A 10,123-nucleotide genomic window follows, 5' to 3' on the forward strand; every position below is an offset into this window, starting at 1 on the left:
CTCGTCGCCTGCGGCGAGCAGTCGGAGCACGTGGCCTTGTATGCGATCGCGCCGGGCGACGGCACGCTGTCGCTGCACACGCGCGTGCCGGGCGGCCGCGGCGCGAACTGGATCGCGATTGTCTGAAAGCTTGAAGGTTTGAAAAAGCATCCGCGCCTGCGCGAGGACCGGCAAGCCGATGCGGGGGCGACGTTCAACGCCGCTCGCTCGGCGCCACGCCCGTCCAGCGCTTGAACGCGCGCGTGAAATTCGCGCGGTCGGTATAGCCGACGCGCGCGGCGATCTCGTCGACCGGCAACCGCGTGCCTTCGAGCAGCCGCAGCGCATCGCGCAGCCGGATCTCGTCGAGCAGCGCCGAATAGGTCGCGCCGTATTCGGCGAGCTTGCGCTTGAGCGTGCGCGCCGACACATGCAGTTCGCGCGCGACGTCGTCGACCGACGGATAGCCGCCCTCCCCGCAGATCAGCAGGTTGCGCACGCGCTCGACGATGCTCTCCGCATAGCCGAGCCGCGCGAGTTCGGCCTCGCACTGCTGGACGATCATCTGCGCGGTCTGCGCGTTCGCGGTGCCGATCGGCTCGTCGAGCAACGCGGCGTCGCAGCGGATGCGGTTCGCGCTCGCGTCGAAATGGCAGCGCGGCAGCCGCGCGCGATAACGCTCGAACCACGGCGGCTCCGGCCATTCGAAATGGAGCTCGGCACGCGACTGCAGCGTGCGCCCCGGCGTCGGATACAGCAGCGAATTGAACAGGATCGCGGTTTCGACCAGAAAGTTTTCCACCGCGAACTGGCGCAGCCGGCCGAGCGGAAACGCTTCGAGCACGTCGATGTCGACGATGCCGTCGAGCTGCGCGAGCCGCACCGAGAAAAAAGGCACGCGCGTCGGCAGGTAGCGGATGCCGAGCGCGATCGCCTCGCCGAGCGTCGCGCAGCTCATCAGCCCGAAGCCGATCAGCCCCGCTTTCGTCAGGCTGCTGCGCAGGCCGATCTCGATCGCGATCGACGGATCGTCGGTCGCGTCGAGCAGGTTGAACACGATCGCCGCCTGCTGCAGCGGCGTGATGCGCGCATCGGGCTGCGCGAGCCGGTCGCGCGCGACGCCCGAGCCGGCGAGAATGCGGCCGCCGTCGATGCCGCGCTCCTCGGCCAGCATCAGCATGAACAGCGCATACGCGGACGACACCGTCGCCTTGTTCAACTGGCGCGCGGCATCCGGAACGGACAAGGCCATGCGGCGAACTCCCGAGCGGTTTCGGCGGATTGTAGCGTCGCTGGCCCGCCATGACACCACGGTGGCACTCTAGCGGGCCGACCTCCGCTCAGGCGCCCGCGCGTCGGCCAACGTGGCCCGAAATGACACCACCCTTGGCACCGACGGCCCTCGCCTGCGTTCCGGCACGCGCCTATGCTTGTCACATCGGCATTGCGCCCCACTCTTTCCGCACGGATTCCGGTCGATGAGCCAACCCGCACGAACCGCCTTTCGCCACGACGCCGACAGGGTCGCGTACGTCCGCCGCGAAGTGAACGCCGCGAGCGACGCGATCCGCGCACGCTTTCCGCTGCTCGACAACCAGAACCTCGTCGGCGCGACCGTGATGGCCGTGTCGGTGAGCGCGATGCTCGCGATCGCATGGCTGTATGCGCGTGGCGCGATCGCGTGGTACGTCGCGCTGCCGCTCGCCGCGTTCGTCACGTCGCTGATCCACGAGCTCGAGCACGACCTGATCCACCTGATGTACTTCAAGAAGACGCCGTGGGCGTATCACCTGATGATGGCGCTGTGCTGGCTCACGCGGCCCGGCACGATCAACCCGTGGACGCGCCGACGCATGCACCTGCATCACCACAAGGTGTCGGGCGGCGAATCGGACCTGGAGGAATACGGCATCACCAACGGCGAGCGCTGGGGCGTGAAGCGCCTGCTGATGATCGCGGACGGCATGCTCGCCGTCGTGCTGCGGCCGGCCGCGATGCGTCGCAAGGTGAAGCAGTACGTGGCCGCGCAACCGGTGCAGGACCCGTCCGAACGCCTGCAGTTGCGCATCGAGCAGGTGTCGTCGTACATGCCGATCGGTCACCTGTACTACACGCTGTGGCACGCGTTCATCGTCTATCACGTCGGCCTGTTCGCGCTGCATGCGTTCGATGTCGCGGTGACGGTGCCCGCCGCCGTCGAGCGCGTGATGAGCGTCGTCGATTTCCTGGCGGTGGTGTGGCTCGGGCCGAACTTCTTGCGCAGCTTCTGCATCAACTTCGTCAGCTCGAACATGCACTATTTCGGCGACATCGACTCGCGCAACGTGATCCAGCAGACGCAGGTGCTGAACCCGTGGTGGATGCTGCCGTTCCAGCTGTTCTGCTTCAATTTCGGCAGCACGCACGCGATTCATCATTTCGTGGTGCGCGATCCGTTCTACATCCGGCAACTGACCGCGCGCCATGCGCATGCGGCGCTGCGCGAAGTGGGCGTGCGCTTCAACGACGTCGGCACCTTCGCCCGTGCGAATCGCTGGGGCGGCTATCGTCCGTCTCGCCGCACGCACCACGCGCAGGCCGACGCGTAACGGCGGCGGCGCGCCGCATCAGCGCCGCATCAAGCGTCGATCGGCGGCATCGGCCCCTGCCCGCGAATCCACGACCAGTTCGCGAGCTCGGCCATTTCCTTGTCGCCGCGACTGTCGCCATACGCGAACAACTGCTTCGGCGGCCGGTTGCCCCACCATCCGCGCAGCCGCACGACCTTCTGCGGCCCCCAGCAGTTCTCGCCGTCGAGGCGCCCGGTGAAGACGCCGCGCTCGAACGCGAGCCGCGTCGCGAGCACCGTGTCGAAGCCGGCCGTCTTCGCCCACTTCTCCAGATACAGCGACGGCGATGCGCTGACCAGCACGACTTCATGCCCACGCGCCCGATGCTCGCGGATGCGCTCGAGCATTTCCGGACGCACGAGGCGCGGCAGATAACCGTCAACGAAGGTGCGCGCGTGCGCATCGAGCGCGTCTTCACGAATCGGCCCGAACGCGAACGACGCGAACTTTGCCTTCGCGTCGCCGCGCGACAGCAGCCCGGCCTTCATCGCGACGATCCACGGCAGCGCGCGCAACCCGGCCCACGCGAAACGCGGCGTGCCGACCGCCTGGCGGACGAAATGGCGAAAGCTGTCGGTGGTCGTGATGGTGCCGTCGAAATCGAAGGCGGCGACGATGCGGTCGGTCATGGAGAATCGGCGGGGAAAGCGATGAGATGCCCGGGAAGATAGCAGACTCGCGGGGGCCCGCGCGAAACCGTAGAGTCCGCCCCGACGCCCCCTCAGCGATCATGCACCATCGCCCGTGAACGCCCAGTTATCTCAAATAGTGGGCCGCCCCTCCCGCAAACGACAATGATTCTCGTTTACGCTAGACTCCGCCGCTCGATAAAAACACGTCCGCGACAGTACGGACGCGTCACGCCGCCCGGATTCCGACTTGCCGCCCTGGGATGGATCACCGACTACACCCGATTTGCGTCCCATGTCGACACTTTCGTTACCCGTCCGGCGTCTCACGCCGATTGCCTTCGGCATTGCGCTCGCCTGCACCTTCCCGGCCGCCGCACGGGCCCAGCAGGCGACTTCCGCCGCCGTCAACGCCAATGCCGCGTCCGATGCCGCCATGCTGCCGTCGATCAACGTGACCGGCGCGGCCGAGCCGCTGCCCGGCGACCTCGCACCGACCTACGCCGGCGGCCAGGTCGCGCGCGGCGCGGATTTCGGCGTGCTCGGCCGGCAAAAGGCGAGCGACGTGCCGTTCAGCATGACCACCTATACGTCGAAACTGATCGAGGACCAGCAGGCGCGCACGCTCGCCGACGTACTCGACAACGACCCGGCCGTGCGCAGCGCCTCCGGCTACGGCAACTTCTCGCAGGTATTCGTCATCCGCGGTTTCGAGCTTGCCGGCGACGACGTGTCGCTCAACGGCCTGTACGGCGTCACGCCGCGGCAACTCGTCCAGACCGATGCGGTCGAGCGCGTCGACGTGTTCAAGGGCGCGAATGCCTTCCTGAACGGGGCGTCGCCGAACGGCTCGGCGGTCGGCGGCGGCGTGAACCTGCAACTGAAGCGTGCGGACGACAAGCCGCTCACACGCGTCACCGTCGACGGCGCCACGTCCGGTTCGCTCGGCACGCATGTCGACATCGGCCGCCGCTTCGGCAGCGAAGGCCAGTTCGGCGTGCGCGTGAACCAGTCGATCAGCGGCGGCGACACGGCCGTCGACGACGAGCGCCGCCGCAGCAACGTGACGGCGGTGTCGCTCGACTGGCGCGGCGACAAGCTGCGCCTGTCCGGCGACTTCCTGTATCAGCGGCAGCGGATCGACAACGGCCGCCCGGTCGTGCTCGTCAGCGGCGATCAATTGCCCGCCGTGCCGTCCGCGACGCACAACTATGCGCAACCGTGGAGCTTCAGCGAACTCGAGGACACGGTGGGCATCGTGCGCGCCGAGTATGACTTCCTGCCAGCATGGACGGCCTACGTATCGGCCGGCGCACGCCATACGAACGAGCATGGCGACTATTACACGCCGACCTACTCGTCGTCCGGCACGACCGGCTCGCGCCTGAGCGTGCCGCACAAGGAAGATGCGCAGTCGGCCGAGGCCGGCGTACGCGGCCGCTTCACGACCGGCCCCGTGTCGCACTTCGTGACGGCCGGCGCGTCGTTCATCCGCGTCGACAGCCAGTCCGCGTACACGCTGTCGAACGCGTTCCCGACGACGCTCTACGATCCCGCGCCGATCGCGTCTCCGCCGACGGCCTACACGGGCGGCGACATGAACGATCCGGGCACGGTCACGAAGACCTGGCTGCGCAGCCTCGCGGTGTCCGATACGCTCGGCTTCCTGGACGACCGCGTGCTGTTCACGATCGGCGCGCGCCGCCAGTCGATTTCGGTCGACAACTTCAGCTACACGGGCGCGGTCACGGGCGTCTACAGCGACGCGATCACGACGCCCGTGTTCGGTCTCGTCGTGAAGCCGTGGCGCAACGTGTCGATCTTCGCGAATCGCAGCGAAGCGCTCGCCCAGGGCGAGATCGCGCCGAACACCGCGCGCAACGCAGGCCAGGCGCTGTCGCCGTACCGGTCGAAGCAATATGAAGCCGGCATCCGCTACGACACCGACAAGTACGGTGCGTCGCTTGCGCTGTTCCAGATCGAGAAGCCGATGGCGTACACCGACCCGGCGACGAACCTGTTCGGCGCCGACGGCACGCAGCGGCACCGCGGCATCGAGACGGCCGTGTACGGCGAGCCGTGGAAAGGTGTGCGGCTGATCGCCGGCGCGACGTACCTCGACGCGACGCTGCAGAACACGGCGAGCGGCGCGAACGACGGCCACCGGCCGATCGGCGTGCCGTCGTTCCTGCTCAACGCGGGTGCCGAATACGACGTGCCGATGCTGCGCGGGCTCACGCTAACCGCGCGCTGGCTCCACACGGGGCCGCAGTACCTGGACGTCGCGAACACGATGTCGATCCAGGCGTGGGACCGCTTCGACCTCGGCGCGCGCTACGCGACAAACGTGTTCGGCAAGAAGACGACGTTGCGCGCGACCGTGCGCAACGTCGCGAACAAGTCGTACTGGTCGTCGACGATCGGCGGATACCTGACGCAGGGCGACCCGCGCTCGGTGTGGCTGTCGATGACGACGGATTTCTGACCGACGCGGAAGGGAGTGGCGGGCTGCCGCCAGAGTTTGCTATACTCTCGGTCTTCCGGAGAGATGGATGAGTGGTTTAAGTCGCACGCCTGGAAAGCGTGTATAGGTTAATCGCCTATCGGGGGTTCGAATCCCCCTCTCTCCGCCAGGATTGACGAGAAAGCCCCGCAGAATCAATGTTCTGCGGGGCTTTTTGTTTCTCGGCCCATCAGCAACCCATCACCAGGCCGAACGTCGCCCGGGTCGCTGCGCTTCCCACTGCTCATGCCTGGCAAGAACTGGCGATGAACTCGCATCACGCCGAGGTCTCTCGTTACTGCCACGTCGCGCGCAATGAGCCCCGGCTTGCCGAAGCGGTCTTGGTCGACGCCTCAAACATTCCCGCGCCCGACCGTTAAACTGCTTTCCCGATAAACAATATCGAAACGCGTAGAGACCATGAAAAAGAAAACACGAATCGCGATCGCCGGAATCGCAATCGCCGCAGGCATCGCTTCCAGTTATGCGAGCCCGTACATCACCATGTATCAGATGCGATCGGCCATGGCAGACAAGGATGCCGACTCGTTTTCGTCGCACGTCGACTTTCCGTCGCTGCGCGAAAGCCTGCGTGGTCAATTCCTGACCATGGTGCAATCGAAACTGGCGAATTCGCCCGACATGAAAGGCAATTCATTCGCCGGTCTGGGAATGATGGTGGCGATGGGTTTCGCGAATCAGCTCATCGACACGATGGTGACGCCGGCGGGCGTCATGACCATGATGGCTCAGGGAACGGCCAAACCCGCGCACCCTGCCGATGTCCCGGCGGCCCCCGCATCCTCCGCCGCCCCGACGGAAGCGACTCACGCAGGTTCCGATGTCGGCGCGACGCCGGATCAAGCCAACTCGACGCCGAAAGTCGACTATTCGGTACGCTACAAGAACTGGTCGACCGTCACCGCAACTGCGCGAAAAGGAACGGACGACCAGGTGACGCTGGTATTCAAGCGTGATGGTCTCTGGTCGTGGAAACTGAGCGGCATCGACCTGCCGATCGACCGGATCGCTCCGAACTGATCGCCGAGCGTGCGAAGCGCGATGGATGCCGAGCGCCGCACGCTAAAGATCGGCATTGATCTGACGATATAGGAGGTTTCGCCTCCGCGAGTCACGTCCATGCAATTCAGCCTGCGGTTCATCACGACGGCCGGCGCGTCGGCCATGCTGGCGGCCTGCGCGACGGCACCGTCGCACCCGACGATCAGTACCACCGTTGCCGTCACATCGACTCCGTCACCGCAGAAAACACTACGCGATGGCGGGGCCGCAACCGACCTGTCAGTCGTCGGTCAGCCCGCGCCGACGTTCCACACGCTCCTGTCCGTTCGCGAATGTGTTGCCGGAAAATGCACGGCAGGCATCGCAAAGCCGACGATCGCGGTGACCGTCCAGCGCGTTTCCGAAGGGCAAGCGACCCTACGCTTCATGGTGACCATGGATATCGCCGGCAGTCAGACGCTGAAATCGCAAACCAGCCAGGCGACGTCGGAAGTGACCCTGTCGGTCCCGTCGGGCGCGACGCCGATCACCGATCAGTTTGCCGTTCACCGGGTCGCGACGATCAAGGTGGGCGAGTTTCGACACGTGGCGTTGCCGCACGGCATTCGTGCCTATGTGTGCGTCGCGATCCCCAATGCAAACGGCGTGACGGACGGAAGCTGCGATGTCGGTCGCATGCAAACGACCAAGGGCACCGAGCTCGCGACTTCCGCGCTCTAATCCGCGCGCCGTACGACACCCCCTCCCCCTCACGGATGCCGAATGTAATCCACCAACGCCCGCGTATACTCATCCGGCCGCTTATCAAACAGACTCACCACGATCGCCACCGCGAACCCCGCCGGCACGCCGAACACGCCTGAGCTGATCGGCTCGATCCCGAACCACGTACGTCCGGCGAACCCGGTCAACTGCGTGAAGAACGGATAAGTCGACACGATGTAGTACACACACACCGCCAACCCCGTCACCATCCCGGCGATCGCGCCACGCGTCGTCGTGCGCTTCCAGAACACCCCCAGCACCAGCACCGGAAAGAAGCTCGACGCCGCCAGCGAAAACGCGGCGCCGACGAGGAACAGGATCTTCCCGGTATTGAGCGACGCGACATACGACGCGAACAGCGCCACCCCCAGCAGCAGCACCTTCGAGATCGTCACGCGCCGCTGGCTCGACGCATCGGGCGCGACCATGCAGTAATAGACGTCGTGCGACAGCGCGTTCGCGATCGTCAGCAGCAACCCGTCCGCGGTCGACAGCGCCGCGGCCAGCGCACCGGCCGCGATCAGCCCCGACACCACGTACGGCAGCCCCGCGATCTCCGGCGCGGCCAGCACGACCATGTCCGGCTGCATCTGGATTTCCGACCAGTGCACGATGCCGTCGCGGATCACCTCGACGACACTGATCAGGTCGGGTTCGAAGTGATGCCATTGCGTGACCCACGCCGGCAATTCGGCGAACGGCCGCCCGACGAGATTCGCGAGGATCTCGTACTTGATCAGCACCGCGAGCACCGGCACGCTCAGGTAGAACAGCGCGATGAAGAACAGCGTCCAGCCGACCGAACGCCGCGCCGACGCGACCGACGTGGTCGTGTTGTAGCGCGTCAGGATGTGCGGCAGGCTCGCGGTGCCGAGCGACAGACACAGCAGCAGCGCGAGGAAATTCCGCTCCCGCGGCTTGCGTTCGTCTTCGCTCGCGGCCGGAAACGGCTCGTGCATCGGCACGGGCGGCTCGGCCCGCGCGAGCAGGTCGTCACGCGCCTGCGTCCATGCCACGCGCGCCGCTGCCGGATCGCGCGGGAAATCGGCCAGTTCGCGCTCGCGCTGGCTGATCTCGCGCAGCGGCCCGTTGTGACGGCGCAGGTCGGCAAGCTGGTCGACGAGATGCCGGCGCGCATCCGCATAGGACGCCGGCAGCCGGTCGAGCCGCGTCTGGATAGCCGCGGCCTGCCGGCGATACGCATCGCGCACCTGCTGCTCGTCGTGCGCGTCGCGCACCTGCGCCTCGCGCGCCGCGACGCGCTCCATCAGCTTGCCGTAATTGAACTGCGGCACGGGGCCGAGCCCGTTCTTCATCGCGATCAGCGACACCGGAATCAGGATCGCGCTGATCAGGATGATGTACTGCGCAACCTGCGTCCACGTAACCGCGCGCATCCCGCCGAGAAACGAGCACACGAGAATGCCCGCGAGCCCGCAGAAGATGCCGATCGCGAAATCGACGCCGATGAAGCGCGTCGCGATCAGGCCGATCCCCTGGATCTGCGCGACCAGGTACACGAACGAACACAGGATCGCCGCGCCGGCCGCAAGCGCACGCACGGCCGTGCTCGAGAAGCGCGTGCCGAGAAAGTCGGGAATCGTGTAACGCGCGAGCTTGCGCACATACGGCGCAAGCAGGAACGCGACGAGGCAGAACCCGCCCGTCCAGCCCATCACGTACGCGAGCGCGTCGTAGCCGGTCGCGTAGAGCGAGCCGGCCAGGCCGATGAACGACGCGGCCGACAGCCAGTCGGCCGCCGTCGCCATCCCGTTGAACGCGGACGGCACGCGCCGCCCGGCCACGTAGTACTCGACGAGATCGGACGTGCGCGACAACAACCCGATCACCGCGTACACGGCGATCGGCACGAACAGGAACACGTAGCCGATCCAGACGCCCGAGCCCGTCGCGCGCTCGATCCGCCACATCAGCAGCACGAAGCCGAGAAACCCGAGCGTGTAGAGCGCGTATGCGCGTATCAGTCGATGCGTCAGCATGAGTCAGCGCCCGCCGTTCGCATGGCCGGCGCGCGCCGCATGCTCGTCGTACGCGCGGCGCAGCGTGCGGTCCGCGCGCTGCATCAACCCGATGTAGACGACGATCAGCACGAGGTACACGAGTATCGCGCCCTGCGCGCCGACATAGAACGGCAGGCTGAAGCCGGCGAAGCGAACGCCGGCGAGCGCGGGCCCGAAGAACGGCACGATGAACGACACCGCGAAGCCGATCACCATCAGCACCGCGATCAGCGCGACGTTGAAGCGCCAGTAGCGTGCGTGCGCACGCGCGAGCGGTTCGGGAACGGGGGGCGGCGCGGCAGGCGCCGAACGGGTCGGAACGGTCATGCCGTTATGTAGCAAAAAGCCCCTGCGCGGGCAATCGGGATTGCCGCGCAGGGGCTCGTGCGCGAGATGCGCAACCGGCAGGCGCTCAGCGCACTTCGGTGAGCTGCTCGAGGATGGCCGGATTCTCGAGCGTGGACGTGTCCTGCGTGATCGCCTCGCCCTTCGCGAGCGAGCGCAGCAGGCGCCGCATGATCTTGCCCGAGCGGGTCTTCGGCAGGTTGTCGCCGAAGCGGATGTCCTTCGGCTTCGCGATCGGCCCGATCTGCT

Annotated in this window: 9 protein-coding genes, 1 tRNA gene and 1 pseudogene; 6 read left to right on the plus strand and 5 right to left on the minus strand. The window is 66.5% G+C overall.

Going from position 1 to position 10,123, the window contains the following annotated elements; all coding sequences use genetic code 11:
• Nucleotides 1-126 (plus strand): annotated as a pseudogene (locus H3O04_RS30300) (3-carboxymuconate cyclase); the annotation flags it as partial.
• 67 nt (nucleotides 127-193) lie between these two features.
• Here the strand turns inward: H3O04_RS30300 and H3O04_RS30305 are convergent.
• Nucleotides 194-1,231, minus strand: coding sequence for an AraC family transcriptional regulator (locus H3O04_RS30305; RefSeq protein ID WP_034174502.1), 1,038 nt, complete (start codon nucleotides 1,229-1,231; stop codon nucleotides 194-196).
• A gap of 226 nt (nucleotides 1,232-1,457) precedes the next feature.
• Between H3O04_RS30305 and H3O04_RS30310 the strand changes: the two genes are divergently transcribed.
• Complete coding sequence (locus H3O04_RS30310; protein ID WP_054927987.1) at nucleotides 1,458-2,567, plus strand: fatty acid desaturase; 1,110 nt, start codon at nucleotides 1,458-1,460, stop codon at nucleotides 2,565-2,567.
• 29 nt (nucleotides 2,568-2,596) lie between these two features.
• Here the strand turns inward: H3O04_RS30310 and H3O04_RS30315 are convergent, their stop codons facing one another.
• On the minus strand, nucleotides 2,597-3,217 hold the full coding sequence (locus tag H3O04_RS30315) for an HAD family hydrolase (RefSeq protein ID WP_054927988.1): 621 nt from the start codon (nucleotides 3,215-3,217) through the stop codon (nucleotides 2,597-2,599).
• A 295-nt stretch (nucleotides 3,218-3,512) separates the two neighbouring features.
• Between H3O04_RS30315 and H3O04_RS30320 the strand changes: the two genes are divergently transcribed.
• The 4 genes from H3O04_RS30320 (at nucleotide 3,513) to H3O04_RS30335 (ending at nucleotide 7,463) form a co-directional block, all read left to right on the plus strand.
• Complete coding sequence (locus tag H3O04_RS30320; protein WP_054927989.1) at nucleotides 3,513-5,702, plus strand: TonB-dependent receptor; 2,190 nt, start codon at nucleotides 3,513-3,515, stop codon at nucleotides 5,700-5,702.
• Nucleotides 5,703-5,759: 57 nt separating this feature from the next.
• Nucleotides 5,760-5,850 (plus strand) — tRNA-Ser (locus H3O04_RS30325).
• 290 nt (nucleotides 5,851-6,140) lie between these two features.
• Nucleotides 6,141-6,761 (plus strand): DUF2939 domain-containing protein, encoded by a 621-nt coding sequence (locus tag H3O04_RS30330; RefSeq protein WP_054927990.1) that lies wholly within the window; start codon nucleotides 6,141-6,143, stop codon nucleotides 6,759-6,761.
• Between the two features lie 99 nt (nucleotides 6,762-6,860).
• A complete protein-coding gene (locus tag H3O04_RS30335) occupies nucleotides 6,861-7,463 on the plus strand; it encodes a hypothetical protein (RefSeq protein WP_202589079.1) in 603 nt (200 codons plus the stop codon).
• A gap of 29 nt (nucleotides 7,464-7,492) precedes the next feature.
• On the opposite strand, the gene H3O04_RS30340 is transcribed toward H3O04_RS30335, so the two are convergent.
• From H3O04_RS30340 to H3O04_RS30350, 3 genes are all read right to left on the minus strand, one after another.
• Nucleotides 7,493-9,508, minus strand: a complete 2,016-nt coding sequence (locus H3O04_RS30340) for a sodium:solute symporter family protein (RefSeq protein ID WP_023477497.1) — start codon at nucleotides 9,506-9,508, stop codon at nucleotides 7,493-7,495.
• A 3-nt stretch (nucleotides 9,509-9,511) separates the two neighbouring features.
• On the minus strand, nucleotides 9,512-9,856 hold the full coding sequence (locus H3O04_RS30345) for a DUF4212 domain-containing protein (protein WP_023477496.1): 345 nt from the start codon (nucleotides 9,854-9,856) through the stop codon (nucleotides 9,512-9,514).
• A gap of 85 nt (nucleotides 9,857-9,941) precedes the next feature.
• A partial coding sequence (locus tag H3O04_RS30350) for an AMP-binding enzyme (protein ID WP_202589080.1) occupies nucleotides 9,942-10,123 on the minus strand: 182 nt, incomplete at its 5' end.

The sequence above is a fragment of the Burkholderia sp. KCJ3K979 genome (genome assembly GCF_016759955.1).
Classification (GTDB): Bacteria; Pseudomonadota; Gammaproteobacteria; order Burkholderiales; family Burkholderiaceae; genus Burkholderia; species Burkholderia orbicola.

Bases quoted from the DNA above. Each gene is read 5' to 3' on its own strand.
- H3O04_RS30305 (WP_034174502.1), bottom strand. From the start codon at position 1,231: ATGGCCTTGTCCGTTCCGGATGCCGCGCGCCAGTTGAACAAGGCGACG.
- H3O04_RS30340 (WP_023477497.1), bottom strand. From the start codon at position 9,508: ATGCTGACGCATCGACTGATACGCGCATACGCGCTCTACACGCTCGGG.
- H3O04_RS30335 (WP_202589079.1), top strand. From the start codon at position 6,861: ATGCAATTCAGCCTGCGGTTCATCACGACGGCCGGCGCGTCGGCCATG.
- H3O04_RS30310 (WP_054927987.1), top strand. From the start codon at position 1,458: ATGAGCCAACCCGCACGAACCGCCTTTCGCCACGACGCCGACAGGGTC.
- H3O04_RS30345 (WP_023477496.1), bottom strand. From the start codon at position 9,856: ATGACCGTTCCGACCCGTTCGGCGCCTGCCGCGCCGCCCCCCGTTCCC.
- H3O04_RS30330 (WP_054927990.1), top strand. From the start codon at position 6,141: ATGAAAAAGAAAACACGAATCGCGATCGCCGGAATCGCAATCGCCGCA.
- H3O04_RS30320 (WP_054927989.1), top strand. From the start codon at position 3,513: ATGTCGACACTTTCGTTACCCGTCCGGCGTCTCACGCCGATTGCCTTC.
- H3O04_RS30315 (WP_054927988.1), bottom strand. From the start codon at position 3,217: ATGACCGACCGCATCGTCGCCGCCTTCGATTTCGACGGCACCATCACG.